We start from the raw sequence: 25056 nt of genomic DNA on the forward strand, positions 1-25056 counted from the left end.
GCATGCATGTCCGGCGCGGCACGGAGCCATTCCCGCACGGCGGCGGGGTGCGGGACGGGTACGCACAACAGCGACGGCGCGGCCGGAAGTCCGGCCGCGCCGTCACCGCGCGGCTGGTGCGACCCCTGCGTCAGACGGCAGGGGGGATGGCCTGCGCCGGCCGAAGGTCTAGTACTGCGGCCTGTTGAACCACTGGCCCGCGGCGCTCATCGAGCAGAACACGATCGTGAGCACGGCCGTGGCCAGCCACAGCACGGCGAGGAACAGCGAGCCACCCGCCGAGTCACCGCCGGCCAACTGGCCGATGAAGCTCAGCAGGGGGATCAGCGCGTTGACCGCGCCGGCGATGATCGCCGTCACGCGTGTGCCGCTGCGGCCCTTGCCGAACATCGAGGCGGGCACGATGTGCAGCGTGGCCAGGCCGCCGCCGATCAGCAGCCCGAACAGCGCGATGCCCAGGGCGGCACCGCCTGCCGCCCCCACGCCGGGGATGTCGTCCAGCGCGTCGTTGGCGGCCACGCCGCCGATGAGCAGGAGGACGCCGAACAGCGCCCACAGGGAACCCGCGATGAACAGCAGCACGCGCGCGGTGACGACCACCCCGGGCATGCTGACGGCGGGCTGCATGCCGCCGCCCGGGTAGGCGGGCATACCGGCCTGCGGGTAGCCGTAAGGGGCCGGGGCACCCTGCTGCGGGTAGCCGTAGGGGGCGCCCTGCTGGGGCTGCTGCGGCGCCGAGTAGGGATTATGAGGACTCTGTCCTGGGGGCGGGGGGTAGCTCACGAGTTGTTTCCTCCGACGGCGTTGAGGGAGCGGATCGGGCCGAGTGACTCCGGAGAACCACGGCCTGCCCTCAGCAATGTCGCCTCCCCCGGGTACGGCGCCGCACCGCCGGCCCACCCTGTAGCGCCCGACGCCGTCCCACAATGGTGGTGGTCGGACTGTGGGACTGTCCAGCCGGGTTTCCGTACTGTGGCGAATCCGCAACGCGCGGTCAGACGCACTGTGACGACCGCGGCCTTCCGGTCTTCGCACGCGGAGCCGGAACCCGTGCCGGCCCGAGCGGCAGCCTGAGTGGAGAGACGGGGTCCGCATCCGCGAGGATGGGCGCATGACCGCCCAGATTCTCGATGGCAAGGCCACCGCCGCCGCGATCAAAACCGATCTCACCGTGCGCGTCGAGGCGCTCAAGGCCAAGGGCGTCACGCCCGGCCTCGGCACGCTGCTCGTCGGCGACGACATCGGCTCGCAGAAGTACGTCGCGGGCAAGCACCGCGACAGCCGGCAGATCGGCATCAACTCCATCCAGCGCGCTCTCCCCGCCACCGCGACGCAGGAGGAGATCGAAGCGGTGGTCCGCGAGCTGAACGAGGACCCGGCCTGTACCGGCTACATCGTCCAGCTCCCGCTCCCCAAGGGCATCGACGTCAACCGGGTGCTGGAGCTGATGGACCCGGCCAAGGACGCCGACGGGCTGCACCCCACGAATCTGGGCCGGCTCGTGCTCAACAAGCCGGCGCCGCTGCCCTGCACGCCCCAGGGCATGATCGTGCTGCTGCGCCGCTACGGCGTCGAGCTGGACGGCGCCCACGTCGTGGTGGTCGGCCGCGGCGTGACGGCGGGCCGCCCGCTGCCGCTGCTGCTGACCCGGCGCAGTGAGAACGCGACCGTCACGCAGTGCCACACCGGCACCCGCGACCTGCCCCAGGCGCTGCGCCAGGCCGACATCGTCGTCGCCGCCGCCGGGGTTCCGCACCTGATCAAGCCGGAGTACGTGCGGGAGGGCGCGGCCGTGCTCGACGTGGGCGTCAGCAGGGACGAGAACGGCAAGATCGTGGGCGACGTGCACCCGGGGGTCGCCGAGGTCGCCGGCTGGCTCTCACCCAACCCGGGCGGTGTCGGCCCGATGACGCGGGCCCAACTGCTCGTCAACGTCGTGGAAGCGGCCGAAGCGGCGGCGCGCTGAGGGCGGCCATGAGCAAGGAGAACGAGGCGGGGACGGAGCCCGCGGTACGTACGGAGAAGTCGGCGGACGCCGCCGGGGAACAGCCCGACGGGGGACAGCGGTCGTCCGACGGAGGACAGAATTCGTCGGACGGGGGACAGCAGGCGGCTGCCGCGCCGCGCAGGCGTTCGCGGCGCTTTCCGGTGCTCACCCGGGACACCGCGCGGCCCGAGGGCGGCGGACGTGCGGTCGGAGGGCATCACCCGGCCCCCTACCGGCAGTGGCCGCTGCTGGCCGTGTGCGCGGGGGTGCTGGTCGGGCTGCTGGTGACGGTGATCGAGTTCCGCTCCGGCACCCTGATCATCGGTCTGGCGCTGCTGGGCGGTGCCGTACTGCGCTGGGCGAAGCCGTCGGTCGGCATGCTGGCCGTCCGCTCCCGCTTCACCGACATGGTGCTCTACGGCGTACTGGGCCTGGTCATCGTGCTCCTGGCCCTGATGGCCCAGCCCAAGCCCCTGTTGACGGTGCCGTTCCTCGACACGATCGTGCACTTCACGGTCCGCTGACCGCACGCTCGCCCGACCGCGGGATCCGCTGACGGTTCGGACGCCAACGGCCGGGCCACGTACCACTCGTGTGAGTGGTACGTGACGGACATAACGGTTGGCGTCCGTACGGGCTGGCAGACTAGAGGGCGTACGCGTGGACGAGGGGGGTTGTGCGCGGGCGTGGGTTACGGCCCGTGACGCTCTCGTGCGCCCCCGCTTCCGGAGCTGTCATCCTGGCCGCCTGCATCCCCCTGGGTAGCCAGTACGCAACCCGGGGCCGGCGCACACACGGGGGAAGGGAAGGCACACAGCGCAGTCGGGGACGAGGGGGAGGCCATGCCTCGTTGGAGGTCGCTACCGGAGGATCTGGACCCGCAGATCCGGGAGTTCGCGAACCAGCTGCGGCGGCTCGTCGACCGCTCCGGACTGAGCATCGCGGGCATCGCCGACCGCACCGGCTACAGCAAGTCGTCGTGGGAGCGCTACCTCAGCGGCCGGTTGCTGCCGCCTCGCGGCGCCACCCAGGCACTCGCCGAGGTGACCGGCACGGACGTACGCCACCTCGGCACCATGTGGGAGCTGGCCGAACGGGCGTGGAGCCGCAGCGAGATGCGGCACGACACCACCCTGGAGGCCATCAGCATCGCCCAGGCCCGGGCCGCGCTGAACGGGACCGGGGCGACCGGATCGGAGCTTTCCGGATCGGGGGCCGGAGCCGGAGCCGGGGCGGGGTCCGCGCAGGAGAAGGGCCGCAGACGGCGCAGGGGTGAGCGGTCCGGCAACGACAGGTCCGGCAATGAGCGGCCCGGTGGCGAACGGTCGGGTGGCGAACCGTCCGGAAGTGAACTCCCCTGGAGCGCACCCGCCGTGAGTGGTCCGTCCGTGAGCAGATCGTCCGCGAGTGATCCGTTCGCGGGTGCACCGTTGGGGAGCGGGCCGCCCCCGGACAGGGAGACGGCCGTCCTGCGCAAGGACGCCATCCGTGCGGCGGGCGCCGCAGGACCCGGCACACGTGGTCACCAGGTGCCGGGACAGCGGCCCGGCGGCGCAGACGGCCATGCGGCCGGCCCGGGTGCCACCGACCCCGCCATGACCGGCTCCGCCGTGACCGGCTCCGAGGTGCGCGGGCCCGAGGTGACGGGGCCCCGCGCGGCGCCCACGCAGGGCGCGGGCAGCGGGGGCCCTGGGCGTGGCGGCCGACGCAAGGGCACCGTCCTGCTCGCGGCGCTCGTGGGCGTGCTCGTCCTCGTCGCGGGGGCGGTCCTCTTCCTCGACCTGGGCGGCGACGAGGACGAGGCGGCCAGGCCGAAGCCGACCCCCACGGAGAAGACCCGGAAGCTGCCCGCGGGCGTGAAGTGCGCGGGCAAGGACTGCTCGAGCCAGGATCCGGAGGCCATGGGCTGCGGTGGCGCACACGCCACGACCGTCAGCTCCGCGCGGGTCGGCTCTGGCCTCGTCGAGGTGCGCTACAGCGACGTCTGCAAGGCGGCGTGGGGAAGGATCAGCGGCGCGGCAGCCGACGACGTCCTGCGCATCACCGGCCCGGGCGGGCAGAAGGAGAGCGACACGGTGACGGCGAACGACGCGTACACCGCGATGGTCTCCGCGCCGGCCGAAGAGGACGCGCGCGCCTGCGCGACGACGGCCGCGGGCGGCGAGAGCTGCACCACCCCGGGCCGCACGGTGCCGTGAACAGCGCCGGGGAACCGTCGCGCCGGACTCCACCCCCGACATGACGGCGTCGGCTGCCGCCTGACACGGTCGCTCGGGCAACCAGGCGAAACCCGAGTGCGGCGCCCCTTGGACCGACCCGGGGGTGCGGCGGGGACGGGGTCGGATAGCCTGGCCGATGGGTCTCTTGACGTAGAGAGACTTCCGGCCACCCGCCAGCCACGTCAGGTACTACGGAGAACGCCATGACCCGCACTCCCGTCAGCCCCGTCAACGTCACCGTCACCGGCGCCGCAGGCCAGATCGGCTACGCGCTGCTCTTCCGCATCGCCTCCGGCCAGCTGCTGGGCGCGGACGTGCCGGTCAGGCTGCGCCTGCTGGAGATCACCCCGGCGCTGAAGGCCGCCGAGGGCACCGCGATGGAGCTGGACGACTGCGCCTTCCCGCTGCTCCAGGGCATCGACATCACCGACGATGCGAACGTGGCGTTCGACGGCACCAACGTCGGCCTGCTCGTCGGCGCCCGCCCCCGCACCAAGGGCATGGAGCGCGGCGACCTGCTCGAGGCCAACGGCGGCATCTTCAAGCCGCAGGGCAAGGCCATCAACGACCACGCCGCCGACGACGTGAAGGTCCTCGTCGTCGGCAACCCGGCCAACACGAACGCGCTGATCGCCCAGGCGGCCGCGCCGGACGTGCCGGCCGAGCGGTTCACCGCCATGACCCGCCTCGACCACAACCGCGCGCTCACCCAGCTCGCCAAGAAGACCGGCTCCACCGTCGCCGACATCAAGAAGCTGACGATCTGGGGCAACCACTCCGCGACCCAGTACCCGGACATCTTCCACGCGGAGATCTCCGGCAAGAACGCCGCCCAGGTCGTGAACGACGAGAAGTGGCTGGCCGACGAGTTCATCCCGACCGTCGCCAAGCGCGGCGCCGCCATCATCGATGCCCGCGGCGCCTCCTCGGCCGCCTCCGCAGCCAACGCAGCCATCGACCACGTCCACACCTGGGTCAACGGCACCGCCGAGGGCGACTGGGCCTCCATGGGCATCCCCTCCGACGGCTCCTACGGCGTGCCGGAGGGCATCATCTCCTCCTTCCCCGTCACCACGAAGGACGGCGCGTACGAGATCGTCCAGGGCCTGGAGATCAACGAGTTCTCCCGCACCCGCATCGACGCCTCCGTCAAGGAGCTGAGCGACGAGCGCGACGCGGTGCGCGGTCTCGGCCTCATCTGACGAGCAGCGCCCCATCTGACGCGCAGTGCCTCACCTGATGAGCAGCGCCTCATCTGACGAGCAGCGCCTCCCCTGACGAGCAGCGCGGCGCGAGTCGGTGCGGCACGGCACGGCGTCCGTGCGCTCCGAGCCGGTCGGCCGCCGCTGAGCGGAGGGCCGCCACCGCCGGACGAGGGCCCGCGTGGATCACTCAGGATCCACGCGGGCCCTCGCGCGTTGCGTCCGGACGGCGTCTCCGGCGCGGAGGTCAGCTCTTTCGGGTGACGCCGGCTGATGAGGTCTCGCCCTCCGCCTCGGCACCCCTTTCCGAGGCCGCGTCCGCGTCCGTCTCGGCACCCCCGTCCGAAGCCGTGTCCTCGTCCGACGCGGCGTCCTCGTCCGACGCGGCGTCCTCGTACGCCCGCAGAGTCGTCACCACCAGGGCCCGCTCGAGCGGGGAGAGGGCCCTGAGGGCGTGGCGCCAGGCGTCGGCGCCGCGCGCGAGCCAGCCGGAGATGGTGGCGCGCTTGTCCTCGGCGATGCTCACGATGCGGCGGCGCCGGTCGTTCTCGTCCTCGCGCCGCTCCAGCACCCCTTTCCGACTCAGCTCGCCCACCATGAGGCTGACCGTGGTGGGGGCCACCTCCAGGCGTGCCGCCAGGTCGTTGACGGTGCTCGGGCCGTCGAAGAGGAGGAGCGAGAGCAGGGACAGGTGGCGGGGCGCCAGCGCGAGGGACTGTAGTTCGTCGGGGACGGGGAGGCGCTTGACCCGGCCGACGATGCGAGGCATCAACTGCAAGAGCGCCCGCACGGCTTCGTCCTCGGCGAGGCCGCCGTCCCGCCGGGGATCCTGCTCGGTTTCCCTTCTGTGGCCGTCCGTTGACATCGCGCTGGCCTCCCATTAGCTTTGCGATCAAAGATGTTTTGACATCAAAGAGGAATCGGGCTTCCGCATGGTAGCCGCCCGTTTCCTCACCTTGCCGATAGGGGGAGAGGCCATGCCGCACTTCGAAGTGCAGATTCACGAGGCGGCTCTGGGCGGGGAGGACTCGCCGGTGAGCGCACGGCTCGTGGAGGGACTGACGGAAGCGGCGTTGACGGTCTATCCCGAGTCGTTCCGCGAGATCGTCGCCGTCGAGCTGACCGGCGTGGAGCGGGGCCGCTGGGGAGTGGGTGGGAAGCTGACGGAAGAGCCCTCCCCGATCGTCACCCTGCGCTCCAAGGAGGCCATGTTCCACCATCCGGACTTCGCCCAGGCTCCGGGGAAGCTGATATCCGCGATCACGGACGCCGTCGTCGCGGTGCTCGGAGAGAGCGTGCGGGAGCGGGTGACGGTGCGGTTGGTGGGTGTTCCCGCGGGGCGTGCGGGTGTCGGCGGCCGGCTGGAGTGAGGCCCCGCGCCAGCGAGAGCGTCACGGTCAGGGAGAGCGCGGCGATGAGGGTCATGGCGGTGGCAGGGGAGGTCCGTTCGGCGACGGCGCCCGCGAGCGTGGCTCCCACGCCCTGCATGGCCAGCATCCCGGAAGCGTGCAGTCCCAGCGCGTGCCCGCTCAGGTTCTCGGGCGTCAGCTCCAGAAGCTGTTCCTGGAGCAGCAGGCTGGCGGCGAAGCCGACCGTCGCCAGTGTCACCAGCCCGGCCGCGAGGGGCAGCGGTGGTCGAAGGGCGAAGAGGAGGAAGGGGGAGGCCAGCAGTGCGAGCATCGGCACGGGCAGGCGTCTGCGCCAGCGTTGGGGGACGAAGCGGCCCATGGTGGTGTCTCCGGCCAGCATGCCCACAGCGCCACAGGCGAACAGCAGCCCGGCCTCGTGCGGAGCGTAGGGAACGTAGAGGGATTCACAGCCGACCACCAGCCCGTTGGGCACCCACAGCCCGAGGTAGACGGAGCGGCGTGCGCGGGAGGACCACAGCAGGGAGTTGGTGCGCCAGGTCGCGGCCACGGACGGGCGCCCGGTGGCGCGAGGCGGGCGCCGACGGAGCCCCCACCAGGCGGTGCCGGCGCTCGCCAGGTAGAGCGCGGCACCGGCCAGCAGAGTGCCGCGCGGAGAGAGGAGGGAGACGAGCACTCCGCCGAGTGCGTATCCGCAGATCTGGGTGATGCCGGTCGACATGTTGAGCACCGAACGCCCCAGGAGATAACCGTCCTTGGCGAGGACCTCGCTGAGGAGCCCGTACCGCACCCCGCCTCCGAGCGAGGCCAGCACACCCAGGGCGAGCAGCACGGAGAACGAGGCGGCGACGGGCATTCCCGGAACGGCCTGTGCGGCGGTCCCCAGGGCGAACGCGAGCGGCAACCCGGCAAGTGCGGCGCGGGGCGGGATCCGGTCGGCCGCCGACAGCAGCGTCGTCGCCCCGATGAGCTGGGCCAGGGAGGGCCCGAACATGGCGAGGGAGGAGAGCAGAGGGGAGCCGGTGGCCGCGTAGATGAGCGTGCCCAGGGCCAGACCGCTGACCGTGTGGCCCGCGACGTGAAGAGCGCTGGTGAGGAAGAGAGGGGCGAACTCGGGCGCCCGGAAAAGTTCGCGGTAGGTGCGCATGAAGGGAGTGTGGAGCGGCACTGCCGCGGCGTTTACTGTTTCGCATCAGGGCGAAACGACGGGCGAGACAGCGGCCGAAACGACGGGCGCAGCAACGGGCGAAGTAGTAGGCGCAGCATCGGTCGAAGCAGCGAACGCAGCATCGGTCGAAGCAGCGAACGCTGCAACGGGCGCAGCATCGGACGACAGAACGGGTGAAGCGAGAGGCCGCTTCGCCCCGTGAATCGGCCCGCGAAGCGACCCGCGATGCGATTCGGCCCGCGTCCTTGCCCGACGGCCTCGGACGGCTGACGGAGGTGGGCTGTGGGGTGGTGGCAGATCAACGCCGATGTGCTCGCGGGAAGCCGCTTCGTGATCTCGCCGCTCGCGGAGGCGATCGCCGGCCTCAAGGTGTTGGAACGAGGCAGCCCCACCCACCCCGGCGAGCGCGCCTGGCTCGCTGCGCACCTGCCCGCGTACCGCGCCCGCCAGGCCGCCGATCCGGTCTCGGCGCTGCTGATCCGCGCGGCGCTCGGGCCCACGTGGAACGCCGACTTCCTCACGCCCACACCCGAGCCCGGCGAACGGCAGCGCACGGAGGCTTCGTTCGAGGAGGAGGTCGAGCGGATCCGCAAGGCGTCGCCCGCCGGGGCACGCGCCGATCTGCTGGTCTCGCTGGGGACGAGCGGCCCGTTACCGCCCCAGCTGCGCCGGGACGACCTGCCGCGGCGCACGGCGGACGCCCTCACCTGGGTGTGGCGCGAGACGGTGCTGCCCTACTGGCCACGGCGCCGCCGTGTGCTCGAGGCCGATGTGGTGGCGCGGACCGCGCAGCTCAGTCGCGGCGGTTGGGCGGCGGCGCTGGACGCCATGCGGCCCGGCATGCGCTGGCTCGGCGGCAGCAGGCTCCAGATCAACGCGTGGGACTACCCGCCTCGCGATCTGGCGGGAGGCTGCCTGATGTTCGTCCCGGTGACCCCACGCACCGGGTGGGTCTCCTGGGAGACGACCCTTTGCCGTGACCGCACTCCGGCAGCCGGCCACGGCGCCGAACCCGGTGCCGGCCTTGTCGACGCCCCGGGGCCTGGCGAGCCCAACAGCTCGCGGAGAGGCGCCTGCCCACGCCGCGCGGAGGTTTCGACCAGGGCCCGCCCCCGGTACGCCGAGGCCGCGCAGACCGGGGCCTGCCCCCGTTGCCCGGAGGTCCCGCCCCGACACGCGGAGGCCCGCCCCCGGTACGCGGTGGTCTATCCCTGCGCCGGTGCGCTCGTCGACGGGGAGGGGCCGTCCGCTCCGCACGCTCTGGGGGTTCTGCTCGGACGGGGGCGGGCCGCGGTGCTGGTGCTCCTGGAGTCCCCCATGAGCACCACCCAACTCGTGGGCCTCACCGGTCAGAGCCTCGGGTCGACGGGCCGCCATCTGAAGGTTCTCCGCGATGCCGGGCTGGTGCACCGGCGGCGGGCGGGCCGTTCCGTCCTCTACTACCGCACGGCCGCGGGCGACACCCTCGTACGGGCCCAGCCCCACCTCTGACCGCGACCCCGCTCTCTCCCCCTCCCACCCGAAGCCCAGCCCCCGGCTCCAGCCTCAGACCGGCCCCAGCCTCGGACCGGCCCCAGCCCCAGCCGGGGGGCAGCAGCCCCCCAGACACGGGCCCGCACGCACGCCCAGACCCGGGCCCACGCCCCGACCCCGGCCCAGGGCCCAGACCCCGGCCCGGGGCCCAGACCCGGGCCCACGTCCAGCAGCCCGCCCCATCGGTCCAGACGCTCTCGGAAGGCGTGCGCTCAGACACTCTCGGAGGGGGGGTCCTCCTGCTGGGACTGGGAGTCCTGCAAGTGGCGGCGGAGCTGCTTGACGGAGACGGTGTGGTCCTTGGGCGGGGTGTCGCGGGGGACGGGGTGGTCGAAGTGGCCGAGGTCGATCTCGTCGTGGTTGGCGCCCGCTTTGCGTTCCAGGCGCAGCGGGTAGGGCTTGCCGTCGGCGGAGACGTGCATGGTGACGCGCGCCTTGTCCTGGGTGCGGGTGACGGGGACGGCGCGGTGGCCGCCGACCTTGTGCTCGTGGCCGCGCTTCCAGCGGGGTCCGGGTGTGGACATCGCTCCGGATGCGGCCCGGAAGGCGTCCAGGTCGCAGGCGGTGGTCAGGCCCTTGCCGCCCAGCTCGGGGTCGCGTGCGGTGCCCTTGATGTAGCGGCCCTCGAACTTCTCGGCGACCTTGCCGCCGGCCTCGGGGCCGAGCTGGGCCTTCCAGAAGGCGGCGTCGGGCTTGAGCCAGATCGTCTTGCCGTGCTTGATCAGTCGCATGCTTCCGCCGCGCGGGACCGACATTTTTCCGGAGCAATTCGCCTTCTCGTCGAGGGTGAGATTGAGCCGGAGGTCGGGGGCCTCCATTCTCAGCCGGAGAGAGCGTGCGGAATTCAGCTCCTTCGAGGCTTTTTCCGCTATTTCCTCTCCTGACGACTCTGCGATGTCCGACCCGTCACGGTCCGTCGCCGAGGGGGCGGCGTTCGCCGGGGCCAGAAGCCCGCCCGAGGCCGTCGTCGCAGCGCAGACGGCCACGACAAGTGCTGTGCGGTGCTGCTGTCGCATGGGGGTGGCTCCGATCCGCCATCGGGGAGACAGGTGCGGTCCTTCGGTTGGCAACCTGCTATATGCGGACAAAGACGTACTCACCGTACGTTCCGCCGGGGGGCGGCGCACTTCGGCCAGTGATGAAGCCCACTTGGCAGCGAATTCTGGACATGAGATCGCGGAGACGGGGCAGGGTTCCGGATTGCCATCTCCCCGAAGGCATGGCAAAAGCCCCCATCGGGGGCACCGGGGCCGCCCCCAGCTCTCGGCAGGGAGGTGCCCCAGGGAATGCAGGAGCAAGGAAGGCAGTACCGAAGGTGTCCGTATCGGAGAGCATTCACATTGACGGCACGTGGCGCACGGCCGCCGGCGGCGGCACGCGGGAGGTGCTGGACCCCGCTGACGCCACCACGCTCGCCGTCGTCGCCGAGGGCGACACAGCGGACACCGACGCGGCCGTCGCCGCCGCCCGCCGCGCCTTCGACCAGGGCCCGTGGCCGCACACCGCGACAGCCGAGCGAGCGGCCCTGCTGCGCCGGGTCGCCGACCTGCTCCAGCGCGACCGCGAGGAGATCGCGCTGATCGAGTCCCGGGACACCGGCAAGACCCTGGAGGAGGGCCGGGTCGACGTCGACGATGTGACGAACGCCTTCCGCTACTTCGCCGACCTGGTGATGAACGAGTCGGGCGGCCGCGTCGTGGACGCGGGCAGCGCGGACGTGCACAGCGTCGTCGTCCACGAGCCGGTCGGTGTCTGTGCCCTGATCACGCCCTGGAACTATCCGCTCCTCCAGGCGAGCTGGAAGGTCGCCCCGGCGCTGGCCGCGGGCAACACTTTCGTGATCAAGCCCAGCGAGGTCACCCCGATGTCCACCGTCCACCTGGTGAAGCTGCTGGTGGAGGCAGGGCTGCCGGCGGGTGCCGCCAACCTCGTCACGGGCGCGGGGCTCCCCGTCGGCCAGCGGCTGGCCGAGCACCCGGACGTGGACCTCTTCTCCTTCACCGGCGGCCTGGTCAGCGGCACGAAGGCCGGGGCCGCGGCGGTCGCGGGTGCCAAGAAGGTCGCGCTGGAACTCGGCGGCAAGAACCCCAACGTCGTCTTCGCCGACGCCTGCGCCACGGACGAGGGCTTCGACACCGCCGTCGACCAGGCGCTGAACGCCGCCTTCATCCACAGCGGCCAGGTCTGCTCGGCAGGTGCCCGGTTGATCGTCGAGGAGTCGGTCAAGGACCGTTTCGTGGCCGAACTCGTCTCCCGCGCGCAGCGCATCAAGCTGGGCCGCGGCACCGAGGAGGGCGTCGAGTGCGGGCCGCTGGTCTCCCAGCAGCAGCTGGAGAAGACGGAGGGCTATGTCGCCTCGGCGCTCGAGGAGGGTGCCGACCTGCGCTGCGGCGGTGAGCGGCCGAAGCCGTCCGAGGTCCGTCCGGCCGGCGGCTACTTCTACTCCCCGACGGTGCTGGACAACTGCCACCGCGGCATGCGGGTCATCCGCGAGGAGACGTTCGGTCCGCTGCTGACGGTCGAGACCTTCAGCACCGAGGAGGAAGCCGTCACGCTGGCCAACGACACCGAGTACGGCCTCGCGGGCGCCGTCTTCTCCGGTGACACGGCGCGGGCACGCAGGGTCGCGGCGCGGCTGCGGCACGGCACGGTGTGGATCAACGACTTCCACCCCTACCTGCCGCAGGCCGAGTGGGGAGGCATCGGCAAGTCGGGCATCGGCCGCGAACTGGGCCCGCACGGGCTGGCCGAGTACCGCGAGACCAAGCACGTGTACGAGAACCTGCGCCCGGCCCCTGTGCGCTGGTTCGCCGGCTGACCGACCGGGCCCCGCGCCCTCCGAACCCGCCCCGGCCCCCCTCCGAACCCGCCCCCGGCCCCCGGACCTGGACCCCCTCCGCAACCTCACCTCCCGTACCGACCGACGGACGACAACGCAGCGCCACGGTGGCTCACCCCCTGTTTCCGGGCCACCGCGGCGCACCCGTATCAACCGCCGTTCCCGCTATCACCCCGAAACCCCCGAAAGCCCCTCCAACCCCCCTTCCCCCGAGTCCCCGCAAGTCCCAAGGAGCAGTACCCCATGTCCAGCTATGACTATGTGATCGTCGGAGGTGGGACGGCCGGATCGGTGATCGCCTCAAGGCTCACCGAGGACCCGGACGTCACCGTCGCCCTCATCGAAGGAGGGCCCTCGGACATCGACCGGCCCGAGGTGCTCACCCTCCGCAAGTGGCTGGGCCTGCTGGGCGGCGAGCTCGACTACGAGTACACGACCACCGAGCAGCCGCGCGGCAACTCGCACATCCTGCACAGCCGCGCCAAGGTGCTCGGCGGCTGCTCGTCGCACAACACCCTGATCTCCTTCAAGCCGCTGCCCTCCGACTGGGACGAGTGGGAGACGGCGGGGGCCGCGGGCTGGGGCGCGAAGGACATGGAGCCCTACTTCGGCAGGCTGCGCAACAACGTCGTGCGCGTCGCGAAGAAGGACCAGAACGCCATCGCGCAGGACTGGATCGACGCGGCGAAGGAGGCGCTGGACGTCCCCGAGGTCGTCGGCTTCAACGACGAGCCCTTCGACGAGGGCGTCGGCTTCTTCGACCTGTCCTACCACCCGGAGGACAACAAGCGTTCCTCCGCCTCGGTCGCCTACCTGCACCCGCACATCGAGGCCGGTGACCGCCCCAACCTGCACATCCTGCTGGAGACGTGGGCGTACCGGCTGGAGTTCGGGCGCGACGAGGACGGGGCGGGCAAGACCGTCACAGGCGTGCACGTCCGCTCCAAGGACGGCGAGGAGCGGCTGCTGACCGCGGGCCGCGAGGTGCTGGTGTGCGCCGGCGCGGTGGACACGCCGCGGCTGCTGATGCACTCGGGCGTCGGGAAGAAGGAGGACCTGCGGGCGCTGGGCATCCCCGTGGTGCACGACCTGCCGGGTGTGGGGGAGAACCTCATCGACCACCCCGAGTCGGTGATCGTGTGGGAGACGGAGGGGCCGATCCCGGACAACTCCGCGATGGACTCCGACGCGGGTCTGTTCGTCAAGCGGGACCCGGACCACAAGGGCCCCGACCTGATGTTCCACTTCTACCAGATCCCCTTCACCGACAACCCCGAGCGGCTGGGCTACCAGCGGCCCGAGCACGGCGTGTCGATGACTCCGAACATCCCCAAGTCCCGCTCCCGCGGCCGTGTCTACCTCACCTCCCCCGATCCCGAGGTCAAGCCGGCGCTCGACTTCCGGTACTTCGAGGACGAGAACGACTACGACGGCCGGACCCTGGTGGACGGCATCAAGCTCGCCCGCAAGGTCGCCCAGGCCGAGCCGTTCGCCAAGTGGCTCAAGCGCGAGGTCTTCCCCGGGCCCGAGGTGCGCGACGACGAGGAGATCAGCGAGCTGGTGCGCAAGGCCGCGCACACCGTCTACCACCCGGCGGGCACCTGCCGGATGGGTGCTCAGGACGACGCGCTCGCCGTCGTCGACCCCCGGCTGCGCGTGCGCGGCCTGTCCGGCATCCGCATCGCGGACGCCTCCGTCTTCCCGACCATGCCCGCCGTCAACCCCATGATCGGTGTGCTGATGCTCGGCGAGAAGGCGGTCGATCTCATCCGACCCGATTCGACAACGGCACCGGGAGGTGTTGCGTGATGTCCGAGACCGCTGAGGCCACTGAGTCCGCTGCGAACGCCGAGAGCGACGACGCGCCCAGGACCAACGAGGCGAGTGCTGACAGCCCCGTCATCTCCGTCCGCAACCTGTGGAAGGTGTTCGGACCCAAGGGCGCCAGGATGCGCCTCCCGCACGACGAGCAGGTCAAGGGGCTGTCCCAGACCGAGCTGCGGGAGAAGACCGGCTGCACGGCCGCCGTGCGCGACGTCTCCTTCGACGTCCACAAGAGCGAGGTCTTCGTCGTCATGGGCCTGTCGGGGTCCGGCAAGTCCACGCTGGTGCGCTGCCTGACGCGGCTGATCGAACCCACCGCGGGGAGCCTCGACTTCAACGGCCAGGACGTGCTGTCCATGGACAAGGACACGCTGCGTGAACTGCGCCGGCACCGCGCCTCCATGGTGTTCCAGAACTTCGGCCTGCTGCCGCACCGCACCGTGCTCGACAACGTCGCCTACGGCCTGGAGATCCAGGGCGTCGGCAAGGCGGAGCGCCGCGAGCGGGCCGCCGAGATGGTCACCAAGGTCGGCCTCGACGGCCTGGGCGAGCGCCGCCCCGGGCAGCTCTCCGGCGGCCAGCAGCAGCGCGTCGGCCTCGCCCGCGCGCTGGCCGTCGACCCGGAGGTGCTGCTGTTCGACGAGCCGTTCAGCGCGCTCGACCCGCTGATCCGCCGTGACATGCAGGAGGAGGTCATCCGGCTGCACCGCGAGGAGGGCCGCACGATGGTCTTCATCACCCACGACCTGTCCGAGGCGCTGCGCCTGGGTGACCGCATCGCGCTGATGCGCGACGGCGAGGTCGTCCAGCTGGGCACCCCGGAGGAGATCGTCGCCAACCCGGCGGACGACTACGTGCGCGACTTCGTCCGCGACGTCCCCCGCGAGCAGGTCATCTCGGTGCGCCGCGCCATGCGCAAGGCCGAGAAGACGGAGGCGGGCAAGGGCACCGAGCTCGCCCCCGACACGCTGGTCGCCGACGCCATCGAGGCCGTCGCCCGCAGCGGCGAGAGCGCCCGCGTCGTGGAGAACGGCCGCACCATCGGCGTCGTCGACGACGCCCGCCTGCTGAGCGTCGTCGCCGGGCTCGACGAGGACGCCGGCGGGGGCCGCGGTGAGGACGGCGAGGCCAAGGAGGTGGCGGCCGTATGAGGACGCACCATCATCCCGCGCCCGTCCCGGGCGTGCGCGACAGCCGGCCGGCGGAGGGGCTGATATGAGCACCACCACCCTCCCGCAGCCGAGCGGGGAGAAGGAGAAGGAGAAGGCCGCCCCGGCCGAGCCCGCCACCACCGGGGTGAGCGGCGCCCGCGCGCTGCTGGCCAGGCCCGCCGTCATGGCGTTCGGCCTCGTCGTCGTCGTTCTGATCGTCGGCGCCCTCGCGCTGGACGGCAACTGGCCGGGCGCGCTCAACTGGTCCTCCGGCATCAAGGACGGTCTGGACTGGCTCAGCAACTGGCTGACCGACAACCGCGCCACCAGCCCCCTCTTCCTCTACTTCCTGCTGCACATCAGCAACTGGTCCGAGGGCGGTGTCGACTACGTCTTCACCTTCCTCAACAACCTGGGCTGGCTGGGCGTGACCGCGCTGGCCACCGCCGTCTCCTGGTACGTGTCGGGGGCCGGGCTGAAGGTGCGCTCACTGCGCATCGCCCTGCTGACCCTGTGCACCTTCGGCGTCTTCGGCGTCCTGGGCGTGTGGGAATACGCCATGTCGACGCTGGCCCTGATGGTGGTGGCGGTCGCCGTCTCCGCCGTCATCGGCGTGCTGCTCGGCCTGATCGCGGGCCTGTCGGAGACGGGCAACCGCGTTCTGCGCCCGGTGTTCGACACCATGCAGGTGATGCCGGCGTTCGCCTACCTGCTGCCGCTGGTGCTGATCTTCGGCATCGGCTCACCGGCCGCGCTGGTCTCCACCGTCATCTACGCCGCGCCGCCCATGGCCCGCCTCACCGCGCTGGGCCTGCGCGGCGCCGACCCGGCCGCGCTGGAGGCCTCCCGTTCGCTGGGGTCCGACCCCTGGCAGCGGCTGTGGACCGCGCGGCTGCCGCTGGCCCGCAAGGAGATGCTCCTCGGCCTCAACCAGACGATCATGATGGCGCTCTCCATGGTCGTCATGGCGTCCGTCATCGGCGCGGGCGGCCTCGGCGACAAGGTCTACCAGGCACTGTCCAAGGACAACGTGGGCCTGGCACTCATCCCCGGCAGCTGCATCGTGCTGATCGCCATCTGGCTCGACCGGGTGACCGCCGCGGCCGGCGACCAGCTCGACACCTCCCCGGGGAGCGCCCGCACCGGCGGTGACGCCGGCGCGATCGCCCTGGAGAAGCTCGGCGGCTGGTTCGCCTGGGGCGTCTTCGTCGTCTTCGCCGTCGTCGGCACCCTCTTCGGCCCGGTCGGGGAGCGCTCCTGGCCCATCCAGTGGACCGTCTCGATCTCCTCGCCGCTGACCAAGGGCATCGAGTCGTTCACCCACTCCATCTCCGACGGCATCCCCGTCATCGGCGGCACCGACGTGTGGGCCTCCCACTTCACCTCCTGGGTCCTCAACCCGATGCGCGACGCCATGCAGGCCTCGCCGTGGTGGGCCGTCCTGCTGCTGGTGGCCGTCCTGGCCTGGATGGCGGGCTCCTGGCGCGCCGGGCTGACCGGTGTCCTCTCGCTCGCCGTCCTCGGCGCCCTGGGCCTGTGGGACAAGTCGATGGACACCCTCTCGCAGGTGATCGTCTCGGTGCTGTGCACCCTCGTCGTCGGCGTCGTCATCGGCATCCTGGCCGCCCGCTCCCGGTGGGTGATGCGGCTGATCCGGCCGATCCTCGACGTCATGCAGACGATGCCGCAGTTCGTCTACCTGGTGCCCGTGGTGGCGCTGGTCGGCGTCGGCCGGCCGGCCGCGATCCTGGCGGCCGCCGTGTACGCGCTGCCCGCCGTCATCCGCATCACCGCGCAGGGACTGCGCACGGTGGACCCTGCGGCCATGGAGGCGTCCCGCTCGCTGGGCAGCACAGGCTGGCAGCAGCTGCGACAGGTGCAGCTGCCGCTGGCCCGCCCCTCCCTGATGCTGGCCTGCAACCAGGGCGTCGTCCTGGTCCTCGCCATGGTCGTCATCGGCGGCCTGGTCGGCGGTGGCGCCCTCGGCTACGACGTGGTCTACGGACTCCAGAAGAGCGACCTGGGCGTCGGCCTCTCGGCCGGTATCGCCATCGTCTGCCTGGGCCTCATGCTCGACCGGCTCACCCAGTCAGCGGGCACCGGCAAGCGCGGAGGTACGAAGTGAAGCGCACACGCATCCTCAGGGGCGGGGTCGCGGCAGCCGCGGCCCTCGCCCTGGCCGCGGGCCTCAGCTCCTGCGGCAAGGCCGACCCGTACTACAGCGGTTCGCCGAACACCGTCACCCTGCCCATCGCGGCCTGGGCCGGCTCCGAGGCGAACGTCGCGGTGGCCAAGCAGATCCTGGAGAAGAAGCTCGGCTACCGGGTCAAGACGCTCCAGATGGACGAGCCCGTCATGTTCGACGCGCTCAACACCGGCCGCGCCGACGCCATGATGGAGGACTGGCGCGGCGTGCCGAAGAAGGAGAAGAAGTACGTCGAGGAGCTCAAGACCGTCGTCAACGCGGGCGAGCTCGGCGTGACCGGCCACATCGGCTGGTACGTGCCCACGTACTTCGCCAAGGAGCACCCCGAGGTCAAGGACTGGAAGAACCTTCCCAAGCTGAAGAAGTACTTCCAGACCCCCGAGAGCGGGGACAAGGGCCAGATGCTGGAGGGCTCTCCCTCCTTCAGCACCTACGACGCCCAGATCATCAAGAACCTGGACCTGCCCTACAAGACGGTCTACGCCGGCAGTGAGGCAGCCCAGGTCAAGGAGATCCAGAAGCGGGCCGCCAAGAAGGAGCCCTTCCTCACCTACTGGTGGATACCGCAGTGGCTCAACTCCAAGGTCCCCATGACCGAGGTGAAGCTGCCCAAGCGCACCCCAGGGTGCGACAAGGTGCCCTCCAAGGTGGACTGCGCCTACCCCTACACACCGCTGACGAAGTTCATGAACCGTGACTTCGCCGAGAACGGGGGCAAGGCGGCGGAGTTCCTCAAGAAGTTCCACTGGAGCACCGGGGAACAGACCAAGGTCGTCAAGTGGATGACCATCGACAAGATGGACACCGACGAGGCCGCGGCCAAGTGGGTCGAGCAGAACCCGGACAAGTGGAAGAAGTGGATGCCCAACTGAGGCACTTCCGCCGCCACCGCTTCCGGTAGCCCGCCCGCCCCCGTGACGACCTCCGTCACGGGGGCGGACGCGTCTTCGGCGCTGTGGTCCGCCGGGCCGGACCACGCCGCATGCCGCCGGGCCGGACCGTGCCGTACGCCGCCGGGGCCGGACCGCGGCCTACCCCGACGAGGCCGGTCGCGCCGTGACGTCCCCGTAGCCGGAGGGCGCTGTACCCCGCCGGGGGAGAATTGCGCCGTGAGCCAGCCCGACACCCCGCCCCCGCCCCCGCCGCCGTCCCGCCCCCGGGGCGCTTCGGCACCCGCGGGACGCGGACGGCACCGGGCCGCGCGCGGGGGGCGGCGCCCCCTGGTACCCGCCGCCCTGGTCGCCGCCTGCGTCGGTGTCCTCGTCGCCGTGGCGCTCGCCGGCACGGACGCGGCCACCGAGGGCACCGGCGAGGTGCGGATACCCGGCGGCGGCCTCACCACCCTGCTGCGCTCGGTGCTGTTCGCCGCGCTGTGCGTACAACTCGGCGAAGTGGCCGGGCGGCGGCTGGCCCGCGACGTCTCCCGCTCCCTGCCCGGCACCCCGGCCCACGGGCCACGGCAGCCCCCCGAATGGGCGGCGGGGGCGGCCCTCGCGGGCATGACCGCCGCCCTCGCGCTCGCCTCCATGGCCGCCGCCGGCGACGGCCGCCTGGCCGCCGGGCTTCCCGAACTCAGCGAGATCTACGCGACCCGCGAGGGGCTGCTCGCCTTCTGCGAGGCCAACGGCTTCCTGCTCGCCGCCCTCTGCGTCTTCCTGCGGCGGCCCACCTGGGCCGCCGCGCCGCTCGCCGGAGTGGTCGTCGCCGAGGCGCTGCGCGCCCACCCGGAGGACCACACCCAGGCCGTCGGCGTCGGCCTCACCCTCCTCCACCTGGCCAGTACGGTGCTGTGGACGGGCGGCCTCGTCCACGCGCTGCGCACCATGCGCGCCTGGCACGGCGAACCCGGTGCGGCGCGCGCCCTGCTGGCCGCCTACGCGCGGCGGGCCTTCTGGCTGTTCGTCGCCCTGTGCGGGACGGGAACGGCCAGCACGCTGCGCAAGCTCCCCTCCGCCTGGTCCTTCACCTCCTCGGCCTGGGGCCGGACGCTGCTGGTGAAGCTGGCGCTGGTGGGCGCCGTCGCCCTGTGCGCGCTCGTCGCCCGGCGCGTGCTGATGCGGGACCGCGCGCGGCTGACCTACGCGCAGGTGTGGCGCCCCACCGCGTGGGAACTGGCCGCGCTCGGCGCGGTGCTCGTCCTCTCGGCCCTGCTGACCGCCGCCCCGGCGCCCCCCGCCGACTGAGCGGAAGCGCGCGGCGCGGCGCGTGTCACGGTAGCCGGCCCGCGCGCAGCTTTGAGGCCATCGCCCGCACCCCCTCCGTCGCCCGTGCGGCGAGCCCACCGCCGAAGGTGACGCGGCCGGCCCCGGCCCCGGCGAGCTCGGCGACGCCCGGCCCGCCGGTACGGGCCAGGCCGTTGACGGGAACGCCCAGTTCGCGCACGAGGACCGCCAGGTCGGCGGGCGGTGCCCCGATCGGGTACACCCCGTCGGCGCCGGCGGCCACGTAGGCACGCCCCCGCCGCAGGGCCTCGGCGAGCGGGTCGGCGACGCCGCGCAGGTGGGCGTCCACGCGGGCGTTGAGGAAGGTCTCCGGGCCGAGGGCCTCGCGTACGGCGGCCAGGAAGCCGGCCTGCGCTTCCGCGTCCACGAGGTGCCCGCCCACCGAGTCCTCCAGGTTGCATCCGACGGCGCCCGCGGCGTGGAGCCGCCCGGCGAGCTCGGCCGGTGCCAGCCCGTAGCCCCTCTCGATGTCCGCGGTGACGGGCACGTCCAAGGCGCGTACGGCCCGCGTGATGCGGCCGATCGCGGCGAACATCTCGTCGCCCGGGCACTGCCCGTCGGCGTGGCCCAGGGACGCCGAGACGCCCGCGCTCGGCGTCGCCAGAGCGGGGAAACCCGCCTCGGCGAAGGCGCGGGCGCTGGCGGCGTCCCAGGGGCCCGGCAGCACCAGCGGGTCGCCGGGCGCCCTGTCGTGGTGCAGGGAGCGCAGCCTCTGCGCGGCGTCCGTCACGAGGCGCTCGCATCCAGGCTCTTGGGGACCTCCCGGATCGCCACGTTGAACCGGTTCCAGGCGTTGATCGCGACGATCTGCCCGAGGAGCGCGGCCAGTTCCGCCTCGTCGAAGTGGGCCGCGGCGCGCGCGTAGACCTCGTCGGGGACGAAGCCGTCCGTCAGCTCGGTGACCGCCTCGGTGAGGGCGAGCGCGGCGCCCTCCCGCTCGGTGAACAGGTCGCCCGCCTCCTCCCATGAGGCGAGCAGGTCGAGACGCAGCTGCCGCTCGCCCCTCTCGCGGGCCTCGGCCACGTGCATGTCCAGGCAGAACGCGCAGCGGTTGATCTGCGAGGCGCGGATCTTGACCAGCTCCGCGACCACCGGGTCCAGACCGGCGGCGGACGCCGCCTGCTGGAAGCCGGACATGCCCTTCATCAGCCGCGGTGCGGTCTGCCAGATGTTCATACGCCGTGTCGTCATGCCCCCGAGCCTAGGCAGTAATGGGCCACGCGTATGGTCCACTTCCATGGCGGATTCATGGGCCACTTCGCGGCCGTCCGGCGGCGGCGACCTCCACCTCGACCTCGCGCTCTCCACCGGCCCCGGTGCGCGGCGCCCCCGTGCGGCGCTGCTGGCCGCCCTGCGCGACGCCGTCCGCACCGGGAGGCTGGCCCCCGGCACCCGGCTGCCGTCCTCCCGGAGCCTGGCCGCCGACCTGGGGCTGGCGCGCAACACCGTGGCGGGCGCGTACGCCGAGCTGGTCGCGGAGGGGTGGCTGTCCGCCCGGCAGGGCTCCGGCACCCGCGTCGCCGAACGCGCCGCGCCGGCACCCCCCTCCCGTCCCCGCGAACGCCGTACCGGGCCCGGGCGCGCGCACCGTACGGAGTCCGGGCGCGCCGCGACGCACCGCACGGGGCAGCGCCGTGGCGGAGGGCACCCGGCGGGGGAGACCCACCAGGAGCGGGCCCGCGCGGCCCTCGCGGAGCGCAGGCGGCAGCGGCCCGTGCACGACCTGCGCACCGGCGCGCCCGACGTCTCGGCGTTTCCCCGTTCGGCGTGGCTGACGTCGGCCCGCAGGGCGCTGACCGCCGCGCCCGCCCACGCCTTCTCGCACGGCGACCTGCGGGGCACCGCCGAGCTGCGGCGCGCGCTGGCCGACTACCTGGCGCGGGCGCGCGGCGTACGCGCCGACCCCGAACGCATCGTGGTGTGCGCGGGGTTCGCCCAGGGCGTCTCCCTGCTGTCGAGGGTCGTCGCCGGGACGGTCGCCGTGGAGGAGTACGGCCTCTTCTTCCACCGCGAGTTGCTTCAGGTACGGGGCGCGCCCACCCGTCCACTGCCCGTGGACGCGCGCGGCGCCAGAACGCAAGCCCTCGACACGGACCCCGGGTTCGCCGACGCCGAAGCCGTGCTGCTGACCCCCGCGCACCAGTACCCGCTCGGTGTGCCGCTGCACCCCGACCGGCGGGCCGCCGTCGTCGACTGGGCGCGGCGCGGCGGCGGACTCGTACTGGAGGACGACTACGACGGCGAGTTCCGCTACGACAGGCATCCCGTGGGCGCTCTCCAGGGGCTCGACCCCGAACGCGTCGTCCACCTCGGAACCGCCAGCAAGGCACTGGCACCGGCGCTGCGACTGGCGTGGATGGTGCTGCCCGACCACCTGGTGGACGACGTCCTGGCGGCCAAGACGCCCGCCGAATGGGCCGTCGGCAGCCTCGACCAGCTCACGCTCGCCGACTTCCTGGAACGCGGCGCCTACGACCGGCACGTGCGCGCCATGCGGCAGCGCTACCGCGCCCGGCGCGACCGGCTCGTCGAAGCGCTGGCGGCCCGCGTACCCGAGGCGCGCGCCACCGGCATCGCCGCCGGGCTGCACGCCGTGCTCGCCCTGCCGCCCGGCGTGGGCGAGGAGCGCGCGCTGCGGGCCCTGGAGCGGGCGGGCGTCGGCCTCGACCCGCTCACCGGCTTCCGGCACCCGGCCGCGCCCGGCACGTCCGCCGCGCCCCCGTCCCTGGTCGTCGGCTACGGAAGCCCCGCCGAACACGCTTACGGGGCTGCGCTGGAGGCGCTGTGCACCACACTCGCCTCGCTGCGCCCCGGCGCGGAAGTACACCCGGCGTGAGAGGGGCTTGACGCGCCGCACGGCGTACGTGGAGGCTCCACGGGCCCGTAGGCGGGCCGTCCACGGGCATCCGGTGGCCCGGAGGACATGCGGCAGACAGCAGACGGGGGTGTGCGGCGCGATGCCGACGGTGGAGGAGAACGGTCTCAACGTCATCGCCGAGGCCGAACGCAAGGGCCGCCCCGCCCAGTTGTTCTGGCCGTGGTTCGGCTCCAACGTCTCCGTGCTCGGACTCGGCTACGGCTCGTTCGCGCTCGGCTTCGGGCTCTCCTTCTGGCAGGCGCTGTTCGCCGGCACCGTCGGCATCCTCGTCTCCTTCCTCCTGTGCGGGCTGATCGCCGTGGCCGGCAAGCGCGGCTCGGCACCGACGATGGTGCTCAGCCGGGCCGCTTTCGGAGTGCGCGGCAACCGGCTGCCCTCCGCCGTCTCCTGGATACTGACCGTCGGCTGGGAAACCGTCCTGGTCACCCTCGCGACGCTGGCGACGGCCACCGTCCTCGACCGCCTCGGCTGGGGCGGCGGCGCGGGCACGAAGGTCCTCGCCCTGCTCGTCGTCTCCGCGCTCACGGTCGCCGCCGGGATCATCGGCTTCGACCTCATCATGCGCCTCCAGACCGTCATCACCGTGGTGACAGGCGTCCTGACCCTCGGCTACGTGGTGCTGGTGGCCGACGAGATCCACTGGGGCCGCGTCTCCGCGCTGCCCCACGGGTCGGCGCAACAGGTCGTGGGCGCCCTGGTGTTCGTGATGACCGGGTTCGGGCTCGGCTGGGTCAACGCCGCCGCCGACTACTCGCGCTACCTGCCCCGCCGCACCCGCGGAACGGCCGTCGCCGCCTGGACGGCGCTCGGCGGCTCGCTGGCGCCCCTCCTGCTCTTCGTCTTCGGGCTGCTGCTGGCCGGCTCCTCCACCGACCTGAACCAGGCGGTCGCCGCCGACCCCATCGGCGCCCTCACCACCCTCCTCCCGCTGTGGTTCCTCCTCCCCTTCACCCTGGTCGCCGTGGCGGGCCTGGTCGGCGGCGCGGTCCTCGACATCTACTCCTCCGGGCTCGCGCTGCTGGCCGTCGGCGTGCGCGTCCCGCGCTACGTCGCCGCCGGCATCGACGGCGCGCTGATGGTCGCGGGCACCGTCGCCCTCGTCTTCCTCGCCGACGACTTCCTCTCCACCTTCACCGCGTTCCTCACCACCCTCGGCGTCCCCATCGCCGCCTGGTGCGGCATCGTGCTCGCCGACCTCGCCCTGCGCGACCGCCCCTTCGACGACGCCGACCTCTTCAGGCCGGCCGGCCGCTACGGCGACGTACGGTGGCTCCCCGTCACCCTCCTGGCCGCCGCCACCGCCGTCGGCTGGGGCCTGGTCACCAACACCGGCGCCGCCTGGCTCGACTGGCAGGGCTACCTCCTGGCGCCCCTGGGCCTCGGCGGCCGCGACGGCACCTGGGCCGGCGCCAACCTGGGCCTCCTCGCCGCCCTGGCCTTGTCGTTCCTGGTGACGCTGCTGACCCAGCGCGGGACCGTACGGAGGCAGGAGGCGGCACCTCACGCCGGAGGGCGCGAGTAACGCTCCATGGTGGCCTTGCTGATGGCGCTGGCGCTGGCCTTCGCCGTCACCCTGACGACTCAGCGCCGCACCGTACGGGCACAGGAGGCCGGCGGCCCCGGACAGTAGCCGCACGCGGCAGCCCACCCCTGGGCCCGGCACGGCTGTCACACCCGGATGCGACGATGCCTCACACGCTCGCCCGCACGAGCGCCGCCTCCCCCCGCCACCACCGATAGGGAGCAGCACGATGGGTACATGGGACGTCGGCCCCTTCGACAACGACACCGCGGCCGACTTCGCCGGCACCCTCGACCACGCGTCGCCCCACGAACGGCACACCCTCATCGCAGCAGCCCTCCGTGAGGCGACCGGAACCACCGACTACCTGGACGCCGACCTCGGCCAGGAAGCCGTCGCCGCGGCCGCCCTGGTTGCCGCCCAGCACCCCGAAGGCACCCCCGCAGGACCCGGCACGGGCCCGAAGCATCCGCTCCCCGACCTGACCGACCTGCGCCCCCTCGCCGTCCAAGCCCTCGACCGCGTCACCACCGAACCGTCCGAACTCCTCGACCTGTGGACCGAGTCCCCCACTTCCCCGTGGCCCCCGACGATCACGTCCCTCCGCCAGACCCTCCTGGATCCGGTGTAACGGCCAGCCAGACGGCGCCGTAGCGCGGGGGCGGCTGTTGCCCGTGCCGCACCCGGGTGTCCGCGCCGCGCCCGGCGCCGAAGGCGGGATGATCTCCGCGCCGGCCGACCGGACGGAGAACCGGCAAGTGCGCGGTGCCGCCGAGACGTTGCGGGAAGCCGAGAGTGTCCTGGCGAACCCCGCCGCCGGGGCCCTCGCTCTCCGCCTGGCACTCACGTCGTGCGTGCGCGCGCTCGCGAACGCCCTGCGCGTCGCACAGAGCCGGGGGCTGAGGCTGGGTGCCGTCGATCCCGACGGCACCTGACGC

Annotated in this window: 21 protein-coding genes and 1 pseudogene; 16 read left to right on the top strand and 6 right to left on the bottom strand. The window is 72.6% G+C overall.

From position 1 onward, the window contains the following. Positions 1-168: 168 nt before the first annotated feature. The gene (locus tag DQ392_RS11435; RefSeq protein ID WP_114015442.1) at positions 169-783 is read right to left on the bottom strand and encodes a hypothetical protein; all 615 of its coding nucleotides are present in this window, start codon (positions 781-783) and stop codon (positions 169-171) included. A gap of 328 nt (positions 784-1111) precedes the next feature. Here DQ392_RS11435 and DQ392_RS11440 point away from each other — a divergent pair, with 328 nt between their 5' ends. From DQ392_RS11440 to DQ392_RS11455, 4 genes are all read left to right on the top strand, one after another. Then, a complete protein-coding gene (locus DQ392_RS11440) occupies positions 1112-1966 on the top strand; it encodes a bifunctional methylenetetrahydrofolate dehydrogenase/methenyltetrahydrofolate cyclohydrolase (protein WP_114015443.1) in 855 nt (284 codons plus the stop codon). Positions 1967-1974: 8 nt separating this feature from the next. After that, the gene (locus tag DQ392_RS11445) at positions 1975-2511 is read left to right on the top strand and encodes a DUF3017 domain-containing protein (protein WP_114015444.1); all 537 of its coding nucleotides are present in this window, start codon (positions 1975-1977) and stop codon (positions 2509-2511) included. Positions 2512-2829: 318 nt separating this feature from the next. Then, complete coding sequence (locus DQ392_RS11450) at positions 2830-4185, top strand: helix-turn-helix domain-containing protein (protein ID WP_114015445.1); 1356 nt, start codon at positions 2830-2832, stop codon at positions 4183-4185. A gap of 224 nt (positions 4186-4409) precedes the next feature. Next, positions 4410-5408 carry a malate dehydrogenase gene (locus tag DQ392_RS11455; protein ID WP_114015446.1) on the top strand — a complete coding sequence of 333 codons (999 nt, stop codon included), beginning with the start codon at positions 4410-4412 and terminating at the stop codon, positions 5406-5408. A gap of 364 nt (positions 5409-5772) precedes the next feature. Here DQ392_RS11455 and DQ392_RS35170 read toward each other — a convergent pair. Then, positions 5773-6177: pseudogene (locus tag DQ392_RS35170) on the bottom strand (MarR family transcriptional regulator); the annotation flags it as partial. A gap of 208 nt (positions 6178-6385) precedes the next feature. On the opposite strand from DQ392_RS35170, the gene DQ392_RS11465 reads away from it, so the two are divergent. Further along, positions 6386-6778 carry a tautomerase family protein gene (locus DQ392_RS11465; RefSeq protein ID WP_114015448.1) on the top strand — a complete coding sequence of 131 codons (393 nt, stop codon included), beginning with the start codon at positions 6386-6388 and terminating at the stop codon, positions 6776-6778. Here the strand turns inward: DQ392_RS11465 and DQ392_RS11470 are convergent. Then, positions 6669-7922 (bottom strand): MFS transporter, encoded by a 1254-nt coding sequence (locus DQ392_RS11470; protein ID WP_114015580.1) that lies wholly within the window; start codon positions 7920-7922, stop codon positions 6669-6671. The genes DQ392_RS11465 and DQ392_RS11470 overlap by 110 nt on opposite strands. A 303-nt stretch (positions 7923-8225) precedes the next feature. Between DQ392_RS11470 and DQ392_RS35175 the strand changes: the two genes are divergently transcribed. After that, a complete protein-coding gene (locus tag DQ392_RS35175; protein ID WP_245981361.1) occupies positions 8226-9434 on the top strand; it encodes an ArsR/SmtB family transcription factor in 1209 nt (402 codons plus the stop codon). Between the two features lie 254 nt (positions 9435-9688). Here DQ392_RS35175 and DQ392_RS35180 read toward each other — a convergent pair whose 3' ends face one another. Beyond that, on the bottom strand, positions 9689-10207 hold the full coding sequence (locus DQ392_RS35180; protein ID WP_245981363.1) for a hypothetical protein: 519 nt from the start codon (positions 10205-10207) through the stop codon (positions 9689-9691). Between the two features lie 584 nt (positions 10208-10791). Here DQ392_RS35180 and DQ392_RS11485 point away from each other — a divergent pair. The 6 genes from DQ392_RS11485 (at position 10792) to DQ392_RS11510 (ending at position 19679) form a co-directional block, all read left to right on the top strand. Continuing rightward, complete coding sequence (locus tag DQ392_RS11485) at positions 10792-12294, top strand: aldehyde dehydrogenase family protein (RefSeq protein WP_114015450.1); 1503 nt, start codon at positions 10792-10794, stop codon at positions 12292-12294. A gap of 264 nt (positions 12295-12558) precedes the next feature. Further along, the gene (locus DQ392_RS11490) at positions 12559-14124 is read left to right on the top strand and encodes a GMC family oxidoreductase (RefSeq protein ID WP_114015451.1); all 1566 of its coding nucleotides are present in this window, start codon (positions 12559-12561) and stop codon (positions 14122-14124) included. Continuing rightward, the gene (locus DQ392_RS11495) at positions 14124-15290 is read left to right on the top strand and encodes a quaternary amine ABC transporter ATP-binding protein (protein ID WP_245981364.1); all 1167 of its coding nucleotides are present in this window, start codon (positions 14124-14126) and stop codon (positions 15288-15290) included. The genes DQ392_RS11490 and DQ392_RS11495 overlap by 1 nt, the downstream gene beginning before the upstream one ends. Before the next feature lie 64 nt (positions 15291-15354). Then, positions 15355-17415: an ABC transporter permease gene (locus tag DQ392_RS11500; RefSeq protein ID WP_114015452.1), complete on the top strand. Its 2061-nt coding sequence runs from the start codon at positions 15355-15357 to the stop codon at positions 17413-17415. Continuing rightward, positions 17412-18368, top strand: a complete 957-nt coding sequence (locus DQ392_RS11505) for an ABC transporter substrate-binding protein (protein ID WP_114015453.1) — start codon at positions 17412-17414, stop codon at positions 18366-18368. The genes DQ392_RS11500 and DQ392_RS11505 overlap by 4 nt, the downstream gene beginning before the upstream one ends. Positions 18369-18605: 237 nt before the next feature. After that, the gene (locus DQ392_RS11510) at positions 18606-19679 is read left to right on the top strand and encodes a CopD family protein (RefSeq protein ID WP_245981366.1); all 1074 of its coding nucleotides are present in this window, start codon (positions 18606-18608) and stop codon (positions 19677-19679) included. Between the two features lie 25 nt (positions 19680-19704). Here the strand turns inward: DQ392_RS11510 and DQ392_RS11515 are convergent, their stop codons facing one another. Together DQ392_RS11515 and DQ392_RS11520 are read right to left on the bottom strand one after the other, a co-directional pair. Continuing rightward, the gene (locus DQ392_RS11515; RefSeq protein WP_114015454.1) at positions 19705-20448 is read right to left on the bottom strand and encodes an isocitrate lyase/PEP mutase family protein; all 744 of its coding nucleotides are present in this window, start codon (positions 20446-20448) and stop codon (positions 19705-19707) included. Beyond that, a complete protein-coding gene (locus DQ392_RS11520; RefSeq protein ID WP_114015455.1) occupies positions 20445-20909 on the bottom strand; it encodes a carboxymuconolactone decarboxylase family protein in 465 nt (154 codons plus the stop codon). Before DQ392_RS11520 ends, DQ392_RS11515 begins: the two co-directional genes overlap by 4 nt. A gap of 46 nt (positions 20910-20955) precedes the next feature. On the opposite strand from DQ392_RS11520, the gene pdxR reads away from it, so the two are divergent. The 4 genes from pdxR to DQ392_RS11540 all read left to right on the top strand — a co-directional run bounded on the left by pdxR (position 20956) and on the right by DQ392_RS11540 (position 25053). After that, positions 20956-22554, top strand: coding sequence for a MocR-like pyridoxine biosynthesis transcription factor PdxR (gene pdxR, locus DQ392_RS11525; protein WP_114015456.1), 1599 nt, complete (start codon positions 20956-20958; stop codon positions 22552-22554). Between the two features lie 121 nt (positions 22555-22675). Next, positions 22676-24118 carry a purine-cytosine permease family protein gene (locus DQ392_RS11530; protein WP_114015457.1) on the top strand — a complete coding sequence of 481 codons (1443 nt, stop codon included), beginning with the start codon at positions 22676-22678 and terminating at the stop codon, positions 24116-24118. Between the two features lie 229 nt (positions 24119-24347). After that, a complete protein-coding gene (locus tag DQ392_RS11535) occupies positions 24348-24749 on the top strand; it encodes a DUF4259 domain-containing protein (RefSeq protein WP_114015458.1) in 402 nt (133 codons plus the stop codon). 43 nt (positions 24750-24792) lie between these two features. Continuing rightward, positions 24793-25053: a hypothetical protein gene (locus DQ392_RS11540; RefSeq protein ID WP_245981384.1), complete on the top strand. Its 261-nt coding sequence runs from the start codon at positions 24793-24795 to the stop codon at positions 25051-25053. Positions 25054-25056: the final 3 nt, after the last annotated feature.

Origin of the sequence: Streptomyces reniochalinae (assembly GCF_003323735.1) — a bacterium.
GTDB lineage: Bacteria > Actinomycetota > Actinomycetes > Streptomycetales > Streptomycetaceae > Streptomyces > Streptomyces reniochalinae.

Excerpts from the sequence above, each read along its gene's own strand:
- DQ392_RS11440 (WP_114015443.1), top strand. The coding sequence starts at position 1,112 with ATGACCGCCCAGATTCTCGATGGCAAGGCCACCGCCGCCGCGATCAAA.
- DQ392_RS11445 (WP_114015444.1), top strand. The coding sequence starts at position 1,975 with ATGAGCAAGGAGAACGAGGCGGGGACGGAGCCCGCGGTACGTACGGAG.
- DQ392_RS11450 (WP_114015445.1), top strand. The coding sequence starts at position 2,830 with ATGCCTCGTTGGAGGTCGCTACCGGAGGATCTGGACCCGCAGATCCGG.
- DQ392_RS11455 (WP_114015446.1), top strand. The coding sequence starts at position 4,410 with ATGACCCGCACTCCCGTCAGCCCCGTCAACGTCACCGTCACCGGCGCC.
- DQ392_RS11465 (WP_114015448.1), top strand. The coding sequence starts at position 6,386 with ATGCCGCACTTCGAAGTGCAGATTCACGAGGCGGCTCTGGGCGGGGAG.
- DQ392_RS11470 (WP_114015580.1), bottom strand. The coding sequence starts at position 7,922 with ATGCGCACCTACCGCGAACTTTTCCGGGCGCCCGAGTTCGCCCCTCTC.
- DQ392_RS35180 (WP_245981363.1), bottom strand. The coding sequence starts at position 10,207 with ATGCGACTGATCAAGCACGGCAAGACGATCTGGCTCAAGCCCGACGCC.
- DQ392_RS11490 (WP_114015451.1), top strand. The coding sequence starts at position 12,559 with ATGTCCAGCTATGACTATGTGATCGTCGGAGGTGGGACGGCCGGATCG.
- DQ392_RS11495 (WP_245981364.1), top strand. The coding sequence starts at position 14,124 with ATGTCCGAGACCGCTGAGGCCACTGAGTCCGCTGCGAACGCCGAGAGC.
- DQ392_RS11500 (WP_114015452.1), top strand. The coding sequence starts at position 15,355 with ATGAGCACCACCACCCTCCCGCAGCCGAGCGGGGAGAAGGAGAAGGAG.
- DQ392_RS11520 (WP_114015455.1), bottom strand. The coding sequence starts at position 20,909 with ATGACGACACGGCGTATGAACATCTGGCAGACCGCACCGCGGCTGATG.
- pdxR (WP_114015456.1), top strand. The coding sequence starts at position 20,956 with ATGGCGGATTCATGGGCCACTTCGCGGCCGTCCGGCGGCGGCGACCTC.
- DQ392_RS11530 (WP_114015457.1), top strand. The coding sequence starts at position 22,676 with ATGCCGACGGTGGAGGAGAACGGTCTCAACGTCATCGCCGAGGCCGAA.
- DQ392_RS11535 (WP_114015458.1), top strand. The coding sequence starts at position 24,348 with ATGGGTACATGGGACGTCGGCCCCTTCGACAACGACACCGCGGCCGAC.